This is a genomic window from Pelagivirga sediminicola (assembly GCF_003072125.1).
GTDB lineage: Bacteria > Pseudomonadota > Alphaproteobacteria > Rhodobacterales > Rhodobacteraceae > Roseovarius > Roseovarius sediminicola.
The window spans coordinates 238,575-258,914 of sequence record NZ_QCYH01000002.1; the positions used below are offsets into that span (position 1 = coordinate 238,575).

The 20,340-nt window shown below is 65.5% G+C and carries 16 protein-coding genes; 11 read left to right on the forward strand and 5 right to left on the reverse strand.

Annotation, left to right across the window (positions count from 1 at the left end):
• Nucleotides 1-9: 9 nt before the first annotated feature.
• The 4 genes from DC366_RS04795 (at nt 10) to DC366_RS04810 (ending at nt 7,742) form a co-directional block, all read left to right on the forward strand.
• Complete coding sequence (locus DC366_RS04795; RefSeq protein WP_108691060.1) at nt 10-711, forward strand: HAD family hydrolase; 702 nt, start codon at nt 10-12, stop codon at nt 709-711.
• Nucleotides 712-909: 198 nt separating this feature from the next.
• The gene (locus tag DC366_RS04800) at nt 910-1,485 is read left to right on the forward strand and encodes a TetR/AcrR family transcriptional regulator (RefSeq protein ID WP_108691061.1); all 576 of its coding nucleotides are present in this window, start codon (nt 910-912) and stop codon (nt 1,483-1,485) included.
• A gap of 26 nt (nt 1,486-1,511) precedes the next feature.
• Nucleotides 1,512-4,889: an MFS transporter gene (locus tag DC366_RS04805; RefSeq protein WP_108691062.1), complete on the forward strand. Its 3,378-nt coding sequence runs from the start codon at nt 1,512-1,514 to the stop codon at nt 4,887-4,889.
• A 96-nt stretch (nt 4,890-4,985) separates the two neighbouring features.
• A complete protein-coding gene (locus DC366_RS04810; RefSeq protein ID WP_108691063.1) occupies nt 4,986-7,742 on the forward strand; it encodes a DUF2339 domain-containing protein in 2,757 nt (918 codons plus the stop codon).
• A 20-nt stretch (nt 7,743-7,762) separates the two neighbouring features.
• Here DC366_RS04810 and DC366_RS04815 read toward each other — a convergent pair whose 3' ends face one another.
• From DC366_RS04815 to DC366_RS04825, 3 genes are all read right to left on the reverse strand, one after another.
• Nucleotides 7,763-9,547, reverse strand: a complete 1,785-nt coding sequence (locus DC366_RS04815; RefSeq protein ID WP_108691348.1) for an SLC13 family permease — start codon at nt 9,545-9,547, stop codon at nt 7,763-7,765.
• Between the two features lie 98 nt (nt 9,548-9,645).
• Nucleotides 9,646-10,623, reverse strand: a complete 978-nt coding sequence (locus DC366_RS04820; RefSeq protein WP_108691064.1) for a glutathione S-transferase family protein — start codon at nt 10,621-10,623, stop codon at nt 9,646-9,648.
• Nucleotides 10,624-10,933: 310 nt separating this feature from the next.
• The gene (locus tag DC366_RS04825) at nt 10,934-11,362 is read right to left on the reverse strand and encodes a CHRD domain-containing protein (RefSeq protein ID WP_108691065.1); all 429 of its coding nucleotides are present in this window, start codon (nt 11,360-11,362) and stop codon (nt 10,934-10,936) included.
• Between the two features lie 290 nt (nt 11,363-11,652).
• On the opposite strand from DC366_RS04825, the gene DC366_RS04830 reads away from it, so the two are divergent.
• Entirely contained in the window at nt 11,653-11,862 is a 210-nt protein-coding gene (locus DC366_RS04830) for a hypothetical protein (RefSeq protein WP_133176170.1), read from the forward strand.
• Between the two features lie 153 nt (nt 11,863-12,015).
• Nucleotides 12,016-12,276, forward strand: coding sequence for a hypothetical protein (locus DC366_RS04835; protein ID WP_133176171.1), 261 nt, complete (start codon nt 12,016-12,018; stop codon nt 12,274-12,276).
• 23 nt (nt 12,277-12,299) lie between these two features.
• Here the strand turns inward: DC366_RS04835 and DC366_RS04840 are convergent, their stop codons facing one another.
• Nucleotides 12,300-13,445 (reverse strand): lytic murein transglycosylase, encoded by a 1,146-nt coding sequence (locus DC366_RS04840; RefSeq protein WP_108691349.1) that lies wholly within the window; start codon nt 13,443-13,445, stop codon nt 12,300-12,302.
• 401 nt (nt 13,446-13,846) lie between these two features.
• On the opposite strand from DC366_RS04840, the gene DC366_RS04845 reads away from it, so the two are divergent.
• From DC366_RS04845 to DC366_RS04860, 4 genes are all read left to right on the forward strand, one after another.
• Nucleotides 13,847-15,817 carry a polysaccharide biosynthesis protein gene (locus DC366_RS04845; protein WP_108691068.1) on the forward strand — a complete coding sequence of 657 codons (1,971 nt, stop codon included), beginning with the start codon at nt 13,847-13,849 and terminating at the stop codon, nt 15,815-15,817.
• A 133-nt stretch (nt 15,818-15,950) separates the two neighbouring features.
• On the forward strand, nt 15,951-16,604 hold the full coding sequence (locus DC366_RS04850) for a protein-L-isoaspartate O-methyltransferase family protein (RefSeq protein WP_108691069.1): 654 nt from the start codon (nt 15,951-15,953) through the stop codon (nt 16,602-16,604).
• A 32-nt stretch (nt 16,605-16,636) separates the two neighbouring features.
• On the forward strand, nt 16,637-18,094 hold the full coding sequence (locus tag DC366_RS04855; RefSeq protein ID WP_243405041.1) for a TolC family outer membrane protein: 1,458 nt from the start codon (nt 16,637-16,639) through the stop codon (nt 18,092-18,094).
• Nucleotides 18,095-18,166: 72 nt separating this feature from the next.
• Nucleotides 18,167-19,030, forward strand: coding sequence for a hypothetical protein (locus DC366_RS04860; protein WP_108691070.1), 864 nt, complete (start codon nt 18,167-18,169; stop codon nt 19,028-19,030).
• Between the two features lie 151 nt (nt 19,031-19,181).
• Here DC366_RS04860 and DC366_RS04865 read toward each other — a convergent pair whose 3' ends face one another.
• Nucleotides 19,182-19,505, reverse strand: a complete 324-nt coding sequence (locus DC366_RS04865) for a DUF6280 family protein (RefSeq protein WP_108691071.1) — start codon at nt 19,503-19,505, stop codon at nt 19,182-19,184.
• Between the two features lie 216 nt (nt 19,506-19,721).
• Between DC366_RS04865 and efp the strand changes: the two genes are divergently transcribed.
• Nucleotides 19,722-20,285: an elongation factor P gene (gene efp, locus DC366_RS04870; RefSeq protein WP_108691072.1), complete on the forward strand. Its 564-nt coding sequence runs from the start codon at nt 19,722-19,724 to the stop codon at nt 20,283-20,285.
• Nucleotides 20,286-20,340 lie beyond the last annotated feature (55 nt).

The following is a 20,340-nucleotide window of genomic DNA, read 5'->3' on the forward strand; positions in this document are numbered from 1 at the left end:
GGTGCGGACATGACAATAAAAGCTATCCTTTTTGACAAGGACGGGACGCTGCTGGACTATCACGCGACCTGGACATCGATCAATTTGCAGGCGGCGGAGTTTGCCGCCGGCGGCGATCCGGCGCTGGCCCGGCGGCTCCTGGCCCTTGCAGACGCCGATCCTGACACCGGGCGCGCCCATGCGGGCGGGCTGTTTGCGGCGGGCAACTCTGCCGAGATCGCGGATGCCTGGATCGCCGATGGCGCGGCGATGCCGCGCGCGGCGCTGATCGCGGCCATCGACCTGATCTTTACCGACGCGATGCGGACGGCCGTGCCCATAGAGGGGGGACTTGCCGCGATCCGCGCGCTTCATGCGCAAGGCTGCCGAATGGGTGTGGCCAGCAGCGACAGCGCGGCGGCGATCCGTGTTTTTCTGGAAAGCGCCGGGCTGGCCGCTTATTTCGATTTCATCGCCGGATACGATTCCGGCCATGGGCACAAACCCGACCCCGGCGCGCTCTTTGCCTTCTGCCGCGAAATCGGCATCCCGCCGGCTTCCACGGCGATGGTGGGCGACAACATACAGGATCTTCAACTTGCGCGCGCGGGGCAGGCGGGTCTTGCGGTCGCGGTGCTCAGCGGCACTGGCACAGCCGAAACCATGGCACCCCTGGCCGACATCGTGATCCCGGATATCAGCCATCTTGGACAACTGGTCGGTAAAGACTGAATCGACCCGGGCCTGTCCGGGCGGCGTTGGTTCAATGATCCGGCTGCGTCATGACGTTGCCGAACTTTGCCGCCTGCTCCGCTGAAAAGGGGCAGATGGCCGCATTCCTCTATAGGTTCGGAATTTTTCTTGACTTGTCGAATTTGCCAGGCAATAAATGTGAGTGATCGATCACACGCAAGTTGAGGCACAGGCAAAATGGCAAAATCTTCTGAGACCCGGCGCAAGCTGATCGACAGGACCGCACTGCATCTGTTTGCCGAACGCGGATATGCGGAGGTCTCCGTGCGCGATATCGCCCAAGCTTGCGGCATTGGCGAAAGCGCCCTTTACCGGCACATGACGTCCAAGGAAGAGCTGGCCATCCGTGTCTTTCGCGAGGCTTATCTCGGGTTCGGCGCCAGACTGCTTTCTGCCGCGCCGGATGAGGCGCCGCTCGGGACCAAGCTGGCAGCATATCTGCGCGTCATGCTCGAAGGTTTCGACGAAGATCCGGTTCTGATGCGGTTCCTGCTGATCAGTCAGCATGACACGCTCGCCAAGGCAATCACGCCCGAGGATGTCACCCCGGTTTCGATCATTCACGAGGCGTTGTCCCGTGCCGCGTCAACCGGCGAGGCCGATCTGCAGGATGTCGAAATGGCAACGGCGCTTGTCATGGGGGCGGCGCTGCAGCCGATGACCTTCATGCTGTACAAGCGTCTGCCTGCGCCCGCGATCTCCCATCATCCTGCAATTCTGGAAGGTCTGACCCGCCTTCTGGCGCTCAACTGATACAACCTCCGGAAGGGGCTCGTCCAATGACCGACACCAGGAACATCCGCAGCTACGTCTCCATCGTCGTCACCGCCATCCTCGGGGCGCTCAACGACAATCTGCTGAAGGCGGCGGTCATCGTCTTTGCCGCCCTCAGCGTTCCGGCCGATCAGGCGGCGACGGTCGGCCTCTTGGCAGGCGCGCTGCTGATGCTGCCCTTCGTGCTGTTTTCGGGCTGGGCCGGCATACTGGCCGACAAGGTCGAAAAGGCGACCATGATCCGCGCCGTCAAGTGGAGCGAGCTTGGCCTTGCCTGCGTGGCCACCGGCGCGATGATTTCCGGCAGTATTCCCCTGATGCTGGGTCTTGTCTTCCTGATGGGCACGCAATCGGCCTTCTTTGGCCCGCTCAAGCTGGGCTGGCTGCCCGAGCGTTTGCGCCCCGATCAACTGGTGGCTGCCAACAGCTGGCTGGATGCGGGCACGTTCCTGGCCATTCTGGCCGGGATGGTGGCGGGCGGCCTTCTGTCGGGCGCCGAGACGCTGATCTGGGTCGGCGGCGCGGCGATCCTGATCGCCATTCTCGGCGTCACCGCCGCCTATACCCTGCCCAAAGGCGCGCGCGCGGCGCCGGATCTGCCTGTGCCGGTCAATCCGCTGGCGGGAAACTGGCGCGTTCTCAAGGCGCTGTTCTCTGACGGAATCGCGGCCCGCGCCGCGATGCTGGACACGTGGTTCTGGGCTGTCGGTTCGGTCTATCTTTCAACGCTTCCGGCCTATCTGCGCCTGCGTCTGGGCGGGGATGAGACCATGCTGACAGCCGTCATGGCGCTCTTTGCAGGCGGCATCGGTGCCGGTGCGATCATGGCCAGTGTCAAGCTGCGCGGCAAGGTCAGCGCGCAGCTGGCGCTGCCCTCGGGCATCCTGATCGCTGCGGCCTCCTTTGGCCTGTCTGCCGGGTTCGACGCGCTGGAGCCGGGCAGCGGCATGGTCGGCCTGTTCGGCACCGCTCAGGGCCTGTTCGTCGTCACCAGCCTGTTCCTTGTCGCCTTCGGTGGCGGGATGTTCGCCATCCCGCTGAAGGCCCTCATTCAGTCCCGCGCCGGCCAGGATGAGCGCGCGCAGGTCATGGCCGGTTTCAACATCCTCAGCTCGCTCGGCATTGTCGGGATATCCATCCTGATGTCTCTCGGCGTCAGGGCCGGTCTTGAATTGCAGCATATCTTCCTGACGATTGCAGTGACCGCCGTTCTTGCCGTCATTGCCGCCATAGCGTTCTTTCAACGAGAGGCGTTGCAGGGCCTTGGCCGCGCAGTCCTCTTGCCGTGGTTCCGCGTTGAAGTCGAAGGGCGCGAGCATCTGGCGACAAGCGGCCCGGTGGTGTTTGTCTCGAACCATGTCAGCTTTGCCGACGGCCCGCTGCTGTTTTCGCTGATCGACCGCGAGGTTGCGATCGCAGTCAATACCGACTGGGCCAAGGGCCCCGTTCTGTCCCGCCTTGCCGGTATCCTGGGGATCGCACCGCTTGATCCGCAAAAGCCGATGGCGGCCAAGGGGCTGGCCCAGAAGATCAATGCAGGCGGCGCCGCGCTGGTATTCCCCGAAGGGCGCATCAGCACGCATGGCGCCTTGATGAAGGTCTATCCCGGCACCGCTTGGCTGGTGGATGCCGCGCAGGCGCCGGTGGTGCCCATTCACATCGAAGGGCTGGAAAGCAGTCGGGTGACGCGCCCCATCGCCGGCATGGCCCGCCGCCTTTTCCCCAAGGTGCGCATCCGCGTTGGCGCCCCCCGCAGGCTGGACGTGCCCGTCGACATCAAGGGGCGCGCGCGCCGCGAAGTGGCGACCCGCGCCTTGCAGGACATGCTGGAGGACAGCCGTTTCGAGGCGCTGAATGCGCATCGTTCGCTGCCGCACGCGTTTCATCAGGCGCGCAAGCAGTTCGACGCGTCCGACGTGGCCATCAGCGACCCGCTCGGCACGCATCTGACGCGGCGCAAGATCGCTCTTGGCGCCGCGGCCTTCTCTGCCCTGCTGGAGGAAAAGACCGCACCGGGCGAGCATGTCGGCATCCTTCTGCCCGGCGTCGCAGCCGCTCCGGTGGTCCTCATGGGCCTGTGGCGCGCGGGCCGCGTGGCGGCGATCCTCAACCCCACGCTTGGCGCCGCGCCGATGCTTTCGGCCATCGACACGGCTGGCATTGCAAAAATCATCACCAGCAAGGATTTCGTCGAGAAGGCAGGTATTGAGGATGTCGTGCGCGAGCTTGAAAACCAAGGCTTGGAGATCCTGTGGACCGACGAGTTGAAGGCGCAGATCGGGCCGCGCCGCAAAACGCGGGCGTTCTGGGACGCGCGCCGCCCGGCGGACGTGGCACTGTCTGGTGATGAGCCGGCGGCGATCCTCTTTACCTCCGGCACCGAAGGCGCGCCCAAGGGCGTGGTGCTCAGCCACGGCAATCTGGTCGCCAATATCGCCCAGCTGCGCGCCCGCACGGATATCGGCCCCGCAGACCGGGTTCTGTCCGCCTTGCCGCTGTTTCACAGTTTCGGCCTGACGGCGGGGGTGCTGCTGCCGCTCATGGCCGGGGCGCCGGTGATGATGTACCCGTCGCCGCTGCATTACCGCATCGTGCCCGAGGTCGCATACGGCCACAGCGCAACGCTGATCTTCGGGACCGACACGTTCCTGAACGGTTGGGGCCGCCGGGCCAGCGCCTATGATTTCAGCTCGGTGCGCGCCGCGATTGCGGGGGCCGAGCCGGTCAAGGCATCCACCCGCGCGCTGTGGTCCGAGAAGTTCGGCGTGCGCATCCTGGAGGGTTTCGGCGCGACCGAGGCCGGGCCGGTGATCGCGCTCAACACGCCGATGGAGAACCGCAACGGCACGGTCGGGCGGGCGCTGTCGAACATCGACATGCGGCTGGAGGAGGCACCCGGCATCGAGGGGCAGCGCCTGTGGATCCGCGGCCCGAACGTGATGGCGGGCTACCTGCTATCCGGCACGAAAGGCGTTCTTCATGCGCCCGAGGGGGGCTGGTATGACACCGGCGACATCGTCTCGCGGGACGCGGACGGGTTCATCCGCATCGTTGGCCGGGCCAAGCGCTTTGCCAAGGTCGGCGGCGAGATGGTCTCGCTCGCCGCTGCCGAGGCGCTCGCGGCCGAGATCTGGCCCGACGCCCATGTCGCGGCCATGTCGCTGCCCGACGCGCGCAAGGGCGAGAAGGTGATCCTTGTCACCACGCAAGTGGGCGCGGAGCGCAAGGCTCTGTCGGCCGCGGCCAAGGAGCGCGGCATCGCCGAAATCACCGTGCCGTCAGAGGTGGTGGTGATGGAACGCATCCCGCTTCTGGCATCGGGCAAGACGGATTATCCGGCGCTCGGTGCGGCCCTGAAAAGCGCCGAGGAAAAGGTGGCGTGACGCCCCGCACCGCAGCCCGGTCCACACGAAACCAGTGACGCCGCCGCGCGCTTTTTCCAAGCCAGCCCGCGCTCTTCGAGCCAAAGGATAGATGCCATGTTGACGCTTTTGACGGTACTCGGGCTCTGCCTCGCCGCGATCCCTCTGGCCGTGATTTACCTACTGGTCCGGCAATCGCGGATCGTGCGGGATCTTGAGGCGCTGAAGGCGGAGCTTGCCGCGATGAGGGCAGGGGCCGCGCCGCAGGCCCCCGCGCCCAGCGTTGCCGCCCCGAACCCGTGGGTCGCGCTCAAGGCCAAAGAAGAAGCGTCGCGGTCCAAACCCGAAGAACCGCCCGCCAAGGCGGCGCCCGAGCCCGCGGACCCGCACCCGCCCGCAGAGGCCGTGCAGGCCGCAAGCGCCGAGCAGGACGTCCTGCCACCGCGCGCCGTGGTGTTTCGCCGCGAGCGGCTTGCCGAGCTTGGCACATGGCTGCGTGAGAACTGGTTTCTGGCGATTGCCGCCCTCTCGCTGGCGCTTGCCGGCGTCTTCCTTGTGCAATACGGCGCCGAGAACGGCCTTCTCAGCCCGGCCTTGCGGGTAAGCGCCGCCATCGCGCTGGGCCTTGGCCTGATCGCCCTGGGCGAGCGCGTGCGCAGGCGGTCGGGCGACCAAAGCGGCATGACGGCCTTTTTGCCCTCCGCGCTGTCGGGGGCGGGGCTGGTGTGCATGTTCGCGGGCATCCTTGCGGCCCGGCAGCTCTACGGGCTCATCGGCCCCGAGACGGCCTTTGCCGGGCTGGTGGCGACGGGCGCGCTGGCGCTGGTCCTTGGCTGGTTCTACGGGCCATTGCTCAGCTCGGTCGGCATCCTCGGCGCGATGGCCGCGCCGTTCCTTGTGGGCGGCGACGCGTCCGGGCCGACCATCCTCTTTGCCTATTTCGCACTTGTGACCGTGGTCGGCCTCGGTATCGATGCGGCGCGCAGATGGGCGTGGGTGTCGGTGCTGTCGCTCATCCTCGGATTTGGTGCCGGCACGCTTTTGCATCTGGTCGCGGGGGGCGACATCGCGTTCCTGATCTTTGCCGTCACCCTTGTGATCGCCAGCATCGCCATTCCGGAACAAACGCTTATGCCGCGTCATCGCGGCGCGATGGTCAGCGAAAGCCTTGCGCTGCAATCGTCCGGCAAGGGATCAACCATCTGGCCCGAATTCCCCACGCGCCTTGCCGCCGGGGCGACGGTGGCGGCGACCCTCATCGCCGTGTTGCTTGCCCCCGCTGCGTTCTGGCCCGCGGTGATCACGCTTGGCCTGCTGTTTCTGGCCATCACCGTCTGGGCCCGGCGGGCGGATGCGCTCAGCGATCTGGCGGCGGTGCCGGCCGCGGGCTATCTGCTGCTGCTGTGGCTGGTGCCGGAGAGCGGCGCGCCGGTTTTCGAGAGATTCGCAGGCTGGAGCGCCCCGACCGCCCAGGCGGGGCTGCCGGTGCTTGCGATGTTGCTGCTGGCAGGGGGCGTCGCCGGCAGCGCCGTCGCCGCATGGCGCAGCCTGCGCGGCGCGCCTTATCCCGTCGCATGGACGACCGGCGCCGCGGTCTTTGCGCCTGTGGTTACTGAAATCGTCGATCTGCGCTGGGCCCCCTCTGCGGTGATCGGGGCCGAGTTCTGGGCGCTGCACGTGTTGGCCATTGCCGCCGTGATGACCCTTCTGGCCGAGCGGCACGCGCGCGTTGCCGAAAGCCGCGATCTGCGCGTGTCGCTTCTGGCGCTGGCGGCGCTGAGCATGGTCACGCTGGCGCTCTTTACCGTCCTTGTCGGCACGGCCCTGACCATCGCCCTGGCGGTGATGGCCGTGCTGGCGGTGGGGCTGGACCGGCGGTTCGGGCTGCCGCAACTGGCGCCCTTCATCCTCATCGGCGTTGCGGTGACGGTCTGGAGACTTGTCGCCGAGCCGGGCGCCCCATGGGCCATGCGCGCGGATCTTTGGGAGGTGTCGATCAGCTATATCCTGCCCTTCGCGGCCTTTGTGGTTGGCTGGGCTGTGGCGCGGGGGCAGGGCCGCACGATTCCGGCGCTGGCGCTGGAGACGGCGCTTTGGATCATCGCCGGCACCTTCGCCTGCGTGGTGATCGGCCGGATGCTGCCCGATGGGCAGTCCTTTCTGGGCCTGCCGCCTTATTGGGAAGCGTCGCTTTACGGCAGTGTGTGGCTGATCGCGGCCTGCGGGCAGTTGAACCTGCTGCGGCGGACGGGGCCGCTGCGCCGGGTGCATTTCGCCCTGGCGGGTCTTTTCGGCGCTCTGGCCGCGATCTGCATCGGCGCGGCGGTCGTTCTGTTCAGCCCGCTTGTCACCAGCACGCCGGTGCACGGGCCGCTGATCTTCGACACGCTGATGGTGGCATACGGGGTGCCCGCGCTGCTGATGGTGCTGGCATGGCGGCTTTTGCGCCATCTGGACGCGCGGCTGCGGGCCGGGTTCCTCTGGACGGGCGCCGCGCTGGGCGCGCTCTGTGTGGGGTTGGAGATCCGGCATTTCTGGCGCGGCGACGTTTTGTCCGTGCCGGGCACCACGCCCCCCGAGCTTTACAGCTATACCGTGGCGTTGATGGCGGCCTCGGCCCTGTTGATGCTGGGGGCCGTGCGGCGCCGGTCCAGGGCGCTTCGGCGCCTTGCGCTGATCGGCGTGGGGCTGAGCATCGCCAAGGTGTTTCTGATCGACATGGGCAGCCTGACCGGCCTGATCCGCGTCTTTGCGTTTCTCGGTCTGGGCCTGTCATTGGTCGCCCTGGCGTGGATCGACCGCTGGATCACGGCCGCATGGGGGCCGGAGGATACACCGCAGGAGCAAGAATCCGGCGGCGGCGGCGCGGTGTGATCACGCCATTGCCGCGGCCGTCAAAGTGGAAAGAACACGCTGATCGCGAAGGACGAGGTCAGTCCGACCATCAGGTTCATCGGCACGCCGATCTTCAGAAAATCGGTAAAGCGATAGTTGCCTGCCCCATAGACCAGCGTGTTGGTCTGATAGCCGATCGGAGTGGCAAAGCTGGCGCTGGCCGCGATCATCACGGCGACGGCCAGCGGGCGCGGATCGACCCCCAGCTGCGCGGCCAGCGCGATGACGATCGGCGTGAACACCACGGCGACGGCGTTGTTGGTGACGGTCTCGGTCAGGATCGAGGCGGTGAAATACACCGCAAGCAGCGTCAGGAACGGCGGCAGCCCTGTCAGCAGCGGGGTCAGCATGCCCACGATCAGCTCGACCGCGCCGGTATGCTCCAGCCCGGCACCGATGATCAGCATGGCAAAGATCAGCACAAGGATCGACCCGTCGATGGATTGCCACGCCTCGTCGCTGTCGATGCAGCGCAGCAGCAGGATCGCGGCCACGGCGACCAGCGCCAGAATGCCGATGGGCATGACGTTGAGCGCCGCAAGAACCACGATGCCCAGCAGCGCGAGCACCGCGATGGGCGCCTGCCTGCGGCGATAGGCACGGCCCGACGGCTCGGTGACCGACGCCACGTCGCCGATTTCGGCCAGCGCCCGAAAGCCGCTGGCCGGTCCTTCCAGCAGCAGCTTGTCCGCCGCGCGCAGGCGCACGCTGGACAGATCGGCCCCGGCGATATGGCCTTGGCGGAATGCGCCCATGACCCGCACGCCCGCGTTGCGCCCCAGCGCCAGTTCGGCAATGCTGCGCCCGACGGTGTGGCGCGTGGGGGTCACGATGGCTTCGGCGGTCAGCAGCTCCGCATCGGGATCGGGCTCGGACGTGCGCCGCATCCCGACGCGCAGGCCCGGATCCTCGGCAAAGGTCAGCAGCTCGGATGTGGTTGTCACGACGATGACCGCGTCGCCCTTTTGCAGAACACATGCGTCCAGATCGCTGCGGCTAATCTTGCCGCCACGCTTGACGCCCCGGACCTGCACGCCGTCACGCTCGAAATCGGCAATCTCGCCCAGCGGGATATCGATATGGGAATAGTCCTCCAGAATCGTGATCTCGGACAGGAACCGGGTTTCCCTGTCGCCGCCCGCGCCGCCGTCGGTCTTGCGGTGCGGCAAAAGCCACCGTCCGAGGATCAGCAGCGTCGCGCTGCCCACGGCGGTGGCGGCCAGCCCGACGGGCGCGATCTCGAAGATCGAGAAGGGCTCCATCCCGTTCTCGCGCGCGATGCCGTCGACGATGATGTTGGTGGAGGTGCCGATCAGCGTGCAGGTGCCGCCGAGGATCGCCATGTAGGACAGCGGGATCAGCAGCCGCGTCGGCGCCAGCTTCAGGCTGTTCGCCAGCCGTATGACCACCGGGATCAGCACCAGGACGACAGGCGTGTTGTTCATGAAGGCCGAGGCCGCGACCGCCGCGACCAGAAACACGGCGATGGCCAGAACGGGCCGGTCCTGCGCACGCGTGACCACGAGGTTGGCCAGCGCATCCAGCACACCGGTCCGCACCAGCGCGCCCGAGACGATGAACATCGCGCCGATCGTGATGGGCGCCGAGTTGGAAAAGACCCCCATGACCTGATCGTGCGGCACAAGGCCCAGCACGATGTAAAGCGCGGCAGCCCCGGAGGCGATGACCTCGGGCGGGAATTTCTCCAGCGTGAACGCCACGAAGAGGAGCAGCAGGATCCCAAGCGCGAGATAAGGGGCGTTCTGCCCGATAAGGTCGATCATCGCGGCCGCCCTGTCCGTGTGTTCAGCCCCCATGCGATCTGCGTGTGTCGGTCATGCCCTTGCCTTTCCATTGCCGTGATGCCGCGTCCGCTGCGAGGTCAGCCCGCCCGCCCGTGCGGCTCGGTCCAGTCGATCACCGGGTTGATCGGGATGATCCTGTGCGGATTTATCGTCTCGTGGCTGTAGTGATAATGGCGCACGATGTGGTCGAAATGCACCGTTTCCGAGACGCCGGGCCATTGAAACATCTCGCGCGTCCACGCCCAGAGGTTCGGATATTCCCGTATCCACGTGCGGTTGCACTTGAAATGCGTGTGATAGACCAGATCGAAGCGCACCATCGTGGTGAAGAGCCTCCAGTCCGCCTCTGTCAGCCGGTCGCCGGTCAGATAGCGGGTCCGGCCCAGTCTCCCCTCGATCCAGTCCAGACTGTCGAAGAGCGCATGGACCGCCTCGTCATACGCCTCTTGCGATGTTGCGAAACCGGCCTTGTAGACGCCGTTGTTGACCGTGTCATAGACCCGCGCGTTGACCTCGTCGATCGCCGGGCGCAGTTCTTCGGGATAATAATCGTCGTGATTTCCGGCCAACGCGTCGAAGGCCGAATTGAACATCCGGATGATCTCGGCGCTCTCGTTGGAGACGATGGTTTCGCGCGACTTGTCCCAAAGCACCGGCACCGTGACCCGGCCCGAGGCCGCGGGATCGGCCCGCAGGTAGATGTCACGCAAAAAGCGCGCACCATACAGATCGTCACCCGTCGCGCCGGGGAAATCGGTGTTGAACTCCCAGCCTTCCGACAGCATGTCAGGATGGACCGCCGAGACGCCGATATGCGGCGCAAGCCCTTTGAGCGCGCGAAAGATCAGCGTGCGGTGCGCCCATGGGCAGGCATGGCTGACATAAAGGTGATAGCGCCCGCTTTCGGGTTCAAAGCCGCCATCGCCCGTCGGCCCCGGCGCGCCGTCCGGCATGACCCAGTTGCGCCACTGCGTCTCGCCGCGCTCGAAGCGGCCGCCGCTGCTTTCGGTGTCATACCATTGGTCGCGCCATTCGCCATCAACCAGAACGCCCATGCTCGTCTTCTCCTGTCCGGGTTCCCAGAACGCCGTGCCACTCGTTCGGAAAGTAATCTCGTCCGGCCCCTGCCGCGCCGTGGCAGATGACCTGCATGCGCGCGATTGGCCTTGATCCGTGCGTGGCAAATTCAGCTACCTTCAAACAGAGGATCATCTCTCATCGTCATCAATGGCAAGGGAATTATGCCGCCAAAGTCGCGGGCAGACCGGCCGCCTGCAACCACCCGGCGCCGCAGTCGCGCAAATGGGCGGGAGCCATCCGCTCCCGCCCGCTTGCTATCGCTTGGCCGCAAGATGCGGCGCCTTGTTATTCCGCAGCTTCAAGCTGCCCGCGGATTTCACCATCGGGGAACTTTTCGGTATGCACGTTGACGTAATACTTTCCGTCCTTCAGCGCGGTGATCTGCTCATCGGTGATGTCGGCGCTGCCTTCCATGACGGCATCCGACATGTCGATGACGGGGCCTGCGTTCTCACCCGGATCGGCAGGGCCGTGGATATGCGCGGCGACCGGATCGCCGGTCAGCTCCTGAACCGTCACGGTCCATGATACGGTCTTGGCGTCCGTGTCGACATTGACGTCCGCGCTTCCCGTGGCAGAACTGTCGGTTGCCGGAACCTCGGCGTCGGCGGTCAGATCTGCGGTGAAATTCAACTCTTCCGCAAATGCGGGCAGTGCCAGCATGGTGCAGGCGGCAAGGGTTGCGGTGGTTTGTTTCAGGCTTGGTTTGAACATCTCGAAAACTCCTTTTGTCGTCTTCATGTTCCACAACAACGATGCCCGCCCGGCTAAGTTCCGCCCGATTGTGCCGCGATGCGCCACCGGCCAAATTCCGCGCATCCATGGCCGCCTGTCCTGATCGCGTGCATCGGTGCGGAAATTTTCGGACAAGAAAGGTCCGCACATCATACAGTGCCGCATACAGTGCCGCGCATTCAAAGATGGGTTATTGCAGATGAGCCAGGAGGCGGCTCAGCTATCCCGACCTCGTGCATCTGACCGAATGCTGCCTTGCTGCGCCGCGCGTGGAGCATACGATCGTTTATGGCGTGTCCGATAACGACAGCCAGCTTTGGGACAACCACATGGCCGCGCATCTGGGCTTTCGCGCAAAGGATAACGCCGAGCTCTACCGCGCCGAGATCGGAGCCGGCGCCGAGCCCTATGACCGCGATGATCTGACCATCGCCGTGCACGGTGGCAGCTTTGCCGCCGCGGGCCATTTCGAAGACTAGGGCGTTTGGCGCAGATTGCAGCCGGGGCAGGGCTGGCGGGCAGACACCCACACTGCGCGGGAACCGCTGGCCCGGCGCGGCGTTACGTTTGCAGATGGCGCGCTGGCCGCGCCGCAGTTTTTTTCCACGCAGCCCTGTCAGGAGATATCCATCATGCGACCGCATTCCATATCCGCAGCACGGCCACCGTTTCCCGGAAATCCCGGCCCCAAAAACCCCGGCACGCCCGATCCCGCGCCGCAGGAAATACCGAACGATCTGCCCCCCGAAAACGTCCCGCAGCCGCCCGAGGAAACACCCCAGGATCTGCCGAACGAGACGCCGCCGCAGCCCCCGCGCGAGGTTCCCGGCCTGCGCGCCGGACGGCCCCGCGTGCGGTGCGCCTTGGCGGCCCGAGCGCGCGGGTGCATCTAAAGGCTACGGCCCCGCGGCCTTCCTCAGCCGAGGCTGCGCAGCAGGGCAGGGGACGGATCGCCCGTGACGGCCGCGCCCGTGGCCGACTGATAGGCGCGGATCGCATCCTGCGTCTTCGATCCGATCACGCCATCGGCGCCGCCTGTGTCAAAGCCGCGCGCGGTCAGGCGCTGTTGCAAACGGATGCGATCATCCTTGGTCAGGCCGGTTGCGTCGGGCGGAAAGCTGCCCTTCAGCGGGCCCGCCCCGCCGATCCGGTCGGACAGGTGCCCCACGCCGATCGCGTAGGAATCGGAGTTGTTGTAGCGCTTGATCGCGTCGAAATTGCCGGTCACGGCAAAGCGGGGGCCGCCGGGCTGGGGCTGAATGATGCGCCCGCCTGACGCCGCGCCCGTCACCTCGCGCCCCCATGGCTGACCGCGTGTCCAGCCGTTGCGCGCCAGATAGGCCGCGGTCGAGGCCAGCGCGTCGCTCGGATCCTCGGACCAGATATCGCGCCGCCCATCGCCGGTGAAATCGACGGCGAATGTCTCATAGGAGGTGGGGATGAACTGGGTATGGCCCATCGCGCCGGCCCAGCTGCCGGTCATGCGGTCCGCGGTGATATCGCCCTTCTGGATGATCTTGAGCGCCGCGACCAGTTGCTTTTCAAAGAATGCGCCGCGCCGCCCGTCAAAGGCCAGCGTCGAGGTGGCCGAGATCACCGGCACGTTGCCGCGCCGCTCGCCATAAAAGCTTTCAAGTCCCCAGATGGCGGCAATGATGCGCGCATCCACCCCGTAGCGATCCTCCAGCGCGCTCAGAACGCCGCGGTGCCGGGCGAAGGCCGCGCGCCCCTTGGTCACGCGCTCGTCCGAGGCGGCGATGGCCAGATAATCCTCAAGCGTGCGGTTGAACTCGGTCTGGTTGCGGTCACGCTTGACCACGCCGGGCAGGTAGCCCGCGCCGCGAAACGCCTGCGCCAAGGTGTCATTTGATATGCCATAGCTGCCCGCGCGCGCGCGAAATGCGCTGACCCACGCGTCATAGGCGGCATTCGGCGCCGGGCGCAGATCTTCGGCCAGCGCCGCAGGGACGGTCCCGCCGCCGTCCAGACCGCGCATGTTGCCGCATGCCGCGAGGCCAAGCGCTCCGATGCCGATTGCGAAATGTCGTCTTGTGATGCTCATTTGTCTGCCCGCCTTCTTTTTGTTCGATGCCTGATCGATGTGTTTTTGCCCAGCATAGGGGAGGCTGGCGCGCGACAAAAGCGGGCAGCGCGAATTCTGTCGGAAATCCGCCTGACGCCGCTGCGCCCGCGTCGGTCGGCGCGGCGCGCAGGGCATGTGGCACAGGATACGCGCATTCCCGCTCGGATTGTGCGCGCCGGTTGAAATACCCGCGAAAAAGGCGCAATAATACTCGACTTCATCTGGTCCGGAATCGGCGGACGGCGTCTCTGGGCAGTGACCCAGGCGCCGAAAATAAGCCGCAGAGACCTGTTTTTGAACACGGTTCGTTGTAGTGGGCCGATTTTCCAACCGCCGAGGCCGAGCAGGCGCAGGGTGGTACGGAAGGAACCTTGCGCAATATGATAAACGGCGGGCTCACTCATCTTTTGCAGCTCAAGCGTGCGCACAAGCGGGCGCTTCAACTGTTCGCGGATGCCGTTGTCCTGTTGCTGAGCTACCTGCTGGCAACGCTTCTTGCCGGCGGTGACGTCGCGTCCTTTGCATTGCCCGGCTTCTGGCTCTCGATCCTGATCTTCGTGCCGGTCAGCCTGCTGATATTCGTGCGGTTGGGATTTTATCGCGCGGTGGTGCGGTATCTGTCGATCCCGCTGTTGATGACCATCCTGACCGGGGTGCTGGCCTCGGCATCTGTCCTGCTGGCGGCGGTGAACATGATGCAGGTGCCCTTGCCGTGGACGGTGGCGCCGATCTACGGGCTTACCGCGATGTGCGTTCTGGGCGGTTTGCGCATAACGATGCGCGCGCTTCTCCACCGTCATCCGATCGAAGGGCGCACTGCGGTGATCATTTACGGCGCGGGCAAGTCCGGGCGCCAGCTGCTGGGGTCGCTGCGCGAGCAATCGGAATTCATACCCGTCGCCTTTGTCGACGACGCCGCCGAGCTGCGCGATTCCGACGTCGGCGGCCTGCGCGTCTATGATCCCGCGCGGCTGGGGCGGCTGATCCAGATCCACGGCATCAAGGTGGTGCTGCTGGCGGTGCCGAGCGCCTCGCGCGCAGAGCGGCGCGAGATCGTCGAGCGTCTGGAAAAGCTGCCGGTGCGGGTTCAGACGATCCCCGGCATGACCGATATCGTCACCGGCAGGGCCCGCGTCAGCGATCTGCATGACGTCGCGATCGAGGATCTTCTGGGCCGCGATCCCGTGCCGGGCCTTGAGCCGCTGATGAAGGGCAACATCCAGGGCAAGGTGGTGATGGTCACCGGGGCCGGCGGATCCATCGGCAGCGAGCTGTGCCGCCAGATCATCCAGCAGGAGCCGCAGACGCTGGTCCTGTGGGAGCTGTCGGAGCTTGCGCTGTATACCCTCAACAACGAATTGGGCGAGATCGCCGAGGCGCAGCGCCTTGACGTGCGGCTGGTGCCGCTGATGGGGTCGGTCCAGAACCCGCGCCGCATGGCTTCGGCGCTGGAGCGGTTCGGGGTGCAGACGATCTATCATGCGGCCGCCTACAAGCACGTCCCGCTGGTCGAGCAGAACGTCGTCGAAGGGCTGCGCAACAATGTCTTCGGGACCAAGGTGGTCGCCGATGCGGCCATCGCGGCGGGCGTTGAATCGGTGATTCTGGTGTCATCGGACAAGGCCGTGCGCCCGACCAACATGATGGGCGCATCCAAACGCCTGGCCGAGCTGGTGTGCCAGGCAGCCGCCTTGCGCCAGTCCGCGACGGTGTTTTCCATGGTGCGGTTCGGCAATGTGCTGGGCTCGTCCGGCTCGGTCATACCGCGCTTTCGCCAGCAGGTGGAGCGCGGCGGGCCGGTGACGGTGACCCATCCCAGCATCACGCGCTATTTCATGACCATACCCGAGGCCGCGCAGCTGGTCATACAGGCCGGCGCGCTGGCGACGGGGGGCGACGTCTTCGTGCTGGATATGGGCGAGCCGATCAAGATCGTCGATCTGGCGGACCGGATCATACGGCTGAGCGGGCTGACGTCCTACCGCCTGGCGCCGGGCGCGCCCCATCGCGGGCCAGCCGCGCCGAAAGACAAGAGCGCCGGAGATATCGCGATCTGCTTTACCGGGTTGCGCCCCGGCGAAAAGCTGTACGAAGAGCTGTTGATCGGTGAGGATTCCCTGCCCACCCGGCACCCGCGCATCATGACCGCGAGCGAGATACATATCGCGCCGGACGCGCTGGATGAGCTGTTGGACGAAATCCTGGCCTCGTGCCTGATGCAGGACATCGCGGCGTTGCGCCGCATGATCAGCGCGGCCCCCATAGGCTATCGCCCCTCCGGCCCCACCGCCGATCTTTTGGGCGCCGAGACGATGCCGCGGCCGCGTCTGGCGCGGACGGCGGCGGAATGATGCAAATGGCGGGGCTCATGGCAGGGACTGGGCAGGGCCGCCACGGCGCGGCGCGAACGCTCTTTGCGGCGTTGCCGAGTGGGCGCTTCTGTGTCAAAAGCTTTATGGACAATTCCGAACGCACGAGTTTCTCATGACCGACTACGCCGCTCGACGCACGATGATGGTGGACACGCAGATCCGCCCTGCCGATGTAACCAAATTTCCCATCATTGATGCCATGCTGAGCGTCCCGCGCGAGGCATTCGTGCCGCGCGCCCTGCGCGAGGCGGCCTATGTCGGTGAAAACGTGGATCTGGGCGACGGCCGCGTCGTGCTGGAGCCGCGCACATTGGCCAAGATGCTGGATGCGCTGGATATCCGCGGCGAGGAGTTGGTGCTCGATATCGGCAGCGCGCTGGGCTATTCGGCCGCCATCATCGCGCGCATGGCCGCCGTCGTCGTCGCCGTCGAGGATGACGAGGCGTTGAGCGCCGAGGCGCAGGCGCTGCTGACCGAGCACGGCGCCGATAACGTCATCGTCTACACCGCCCCGCTGACCAAGGGCGCGGCCGAGCATGGACCCTATGACGTGATCGTCGTCGAAGGCGCTGTCGAGGAGCTGCCTGCCGCGCTGCTGGACCAGCTGAAGGATGGCGGGCGTATCGCGTGCCTCTTCATGGAAGGGGCGCTGGGCGCGGTGCGCATCGGGTATAAATCCGCAGGACAGATGACGTGGCGCTTTGCATTCAACGCCGGCGCGCCCGTCATTCCCGGTTTCGAAAGACAAGCGACGTTTGCACTATGATGATGGCACGGCTTCCCTGGAAGGACGAGACGATGATCAATCCCACGCAAGGCAATTCACGGCCCGGGCGCAAGACAGGCGTGCGGTTGCGAGGGATGCTCGTCGCCGCCGCGATGGGGCTGGGCGCGCCGATATTCGGATCCGCCGCGATGGCCGGCGATACGCTGGCCGATGCGCTGGCAGGGGCCTATAACTCCAGCGGCCTTCTGGAACAGAACCGCGCCCTTCTGCGCGCGGCGGACGAGGATGTGGCCGGCACGATTGCGCGCCTGCGTCCCATCATCAACTGGACCACCGATATCACGCGGACCTACTCGCACCGTCCCGGCGCCTTCGGGGCGGGCAATGTGCGCAGCGGCGCGACGTCGCTGAACGCGGGTATCACGGCCGAATGGCTGCTTTATGATTTCGGCCGCACGCGGCTGAGCGTGGAGGCGGCCAAGGAATTGGTGCTGTCCACCCGCCAGAGCCTTGTTTCGATCGAACAGCAGGTGCTGCTGCGCGCGGTGCGGGCCTATATGAACGTGCAGCGCAACACGCGCTTCGTCTCGCTGCGCCGCTCCAACGTGCGCGTCATCAGCGAGTCGCTGCGCGCCGCGCGCGACCGGTTCGATGTGGGCGAGGTGACGCGCACCGACGTCGCGCAGGCCGAAGCCCGGCTGCAGCTGTCGCGGGCCAACCTGGCCCAGGCCGAGGGCGATCGCGAGCGCGCGATCGAGGAATACGTCGCCGTCGTGGGCCACGAGCCGGGCGATCTGTCCCAGCCGCCCAGCCTGCCGCGTCTGACCCAGACCGAAGAGACCGCCAAGCTGATCGCGCTGCGCAGTCACCCCGACATGCTGGCCGCCCAGCATGACGTGGAGGCCGCAAAGCTGAACGTGCTGGTGGCCGAGGCCGCGATGAAACCGCGCGTGTCGCTGAACGCGTCGATCGGTGTGCAGGAGCAGTTGAACGGCAGCGATTTCGGCGAAACCGGCACGCTGGGCGTGCAGGTCGGCGGGCCGCTCTATCAGGGCGGCGCGCTGTCCTCGGCCAAGCGCCGCGCCTTTGCGCAGCGCGACGCGCAGCTGGGCGTGCTGCACATCACCCGCGATCAGGTGCGCCAGAATGTCGGCAATGCCTATGCGATCCTTGAGGCCGCGCGCGCCACCTCGCTGGCCACGGCCGAACAGGTCCGCGCGGGCCGCGTCGCCTTCGAGGGCGTCAACGAGGAGGCCAAGCTGGGCGCGCGCACCACGCTCGATGTGCTGAACGCCGAGCAGGAATATCTGGACGCGCAGGCCAATCAGATCTCGGCGCAGGCGGACGTCTTCATCGCCGCCTATGCGGTGCTGGAATCCATTGGCGAACTGACGGTGCGGGACCTCAACCTTGCGGTGCAGACCTATGATCCGGCGGCGTATTACAACCTGGTCAAGGACGCGCCCGCCGCGCTGAGCGAGCGTGGGCAGACGCTGGACCGGGTTCTGCGCAGGATCGGAAAACAGTAAAACTGTTCCTATCTGTTGTGCGGATGCGCGCCGGAGGATAGACTGAGGGTCGAGGCAAGAGTGGTAAGAACAATGTCCGATCCCGTGACGAATGTGGAAATCGAGGATGTCCTGTCGTCGATCCGGCGGCTGGTCTCCAGCGATGACAAATCCAGGCCGGTTGCCCCGGCCGCATCTGCCGAGGTGCCCGCAGACGCAGAGCGTTTGGTGCTGACGCCCGCGCTGCGGGTGGATGAGTCGGCGGCGGAAAAGACGGCGGCGCGCGATGCTCCCTATATCGCGACGACGCGCGCGGAACCCGAAGAATTGCGAGGCCCTATCATGCCGCCCGAGGACGCCGCAGAGGTGACATCGGCGGATCTGCCCGGCAGCGACGAGTCGCCCGAAGACGCCACTGCCAACCCGCAAACGGAGCCGGTAGCGCATCACGCGCCGCGGCAGGACAGCAAGGCCGAGCTTCAGGCCCGCGTGGCGGAGCTTGAAGAGGTCGTCTCGCGCCAGGCCGATCAGTGGGAGCCCGACGGTGCAAGCGACGACGCCAATTCCGGCAGCGCCGCCAGTCATCCCCTGCCATGGGAAGATTACGTTCCGGCCGCCGAGGATGGCAGCCCGCAGATGCCGGATCCCGCAGCGCGCGAGAGATCATCGGCGGATAAGGCGCAGGATGAAGAGGCCGCGCCCTCGCAGGCAGATGACCTGCCCAAGAATTTTGCCGCCGATGACCGGCCTGAGGCGAATGAAGCCGCCGCACAGGACGCACGCGATTTCCTTTCGGCGCAAGACGAGTTTCTGGACGAAGACGCGCTGCGCGATCTTGTCGCCGATATCGTCCGCCAGGAATTGCAGGGCGCCTTGGGCGAGCGGATCACGCGCAACGTGCGTAAATTGGTGCGCCGCGAAATTCACCGCGCGCTCGTCAGTCAGGACCTGCAGTAAGCTGACGTTGGCGCGCGGGCTTACCGCCCCGGATATACCTCATTCCACATTACCTTGGCCGGTCTGCAGGAGTTGCACGCAAACTCCGACACCCGGCAAACGAAAAGCCCCGCAAGACGCGGGGCTTGTTCGACATTCTGCACGCGCGTGATCAGGCGGCTTCGGCCTGTGCGGCGGCAGCATTGCGACGCTCGCTTTCCTCGCGAGACAGCGCGACGGAGGTGCGCACGCCTTTGGAAACGAAATCCATCAGGCCGGTTACGACACGCTCGTTCGGGTCGATCCCGGCGCAGGACAGAACCTCGCGCCCGTCGCGCGAACGCGCCCAGCGTGCGATCTGATCCGGACCGTTCCCATATTTCTTGTCGTCGGAAATGGCGTCGTCCAGTGCAGCCAGTACGACAGCTGCGAAGAGTTTGCGTGCCCGATTGCCTTGCTCGTTGTTGAAGGCGGCACCGTCAACGAAATCTTTCATGACTCGTCCTTAATTTTATTGCTCTTGTGTTTTCGGCGTATGGCTGTGTATGGCCGAGTTTGCGCGATTCGGATAGAGCGTATATGCATACCTTCTATGCGAAATTTGCATGGCTCCTGCACCTGAACACGATATCTCGTTGTCTTGCCCACCGGCCCATCGCCATATATAGGGTACGCCGGAATATCATCAACCTTTTGTCAGGATTTTGACACAATGCCCAAGATCAACGGAAACGAGATCCGCCCCGGAAACGTTCTGGAGCATAACGGCGGATTGTGGTCGGCTGTGAAGGTCGATCACGTGAAACCTGGCAAGGGTGGCGCTTTTGCACAGGTCGAAATGCGCAACCTGCGCAACGGCTCGAAACTGAACGAGCGGTTCCGCTCGGCAGACAAGGTCGAGCGCGTGAGGCTGGAGCAGAAGGACCAGCAATTCCTCTATGAAGTCGACGGAATGCTGGTCTTCATGGACAGCGAAACCTACGAGCAGATCGAGCTCCCGGCCGAGATTCTGGGCGAGCGGCGCCCGTTCCTGCAGGACGGCATGACGATCCATATCGAATACCACGAATCCGAGGCGCTGAACGCCACCTTGCCGCAAAAGGTCACCTGCACCGTCGTCGAGACGGAGCCGGTGGTCAAAGGTCAGACCGCCGCGAACAGTTTCAAGCCTGCGGTGCTGGATAACGGCGTCAAGGTGATGGTGCCGCCTTTCGTGGGGCCCGATGAGGATATCATCGTGAACACCGAGACGATGGAATATTCCGAGCGCGCGTGACCGCCGCGCCCCCAACGCGGGGCCTGCGTTTCGCTGCATTTCCGAACAGATGAAA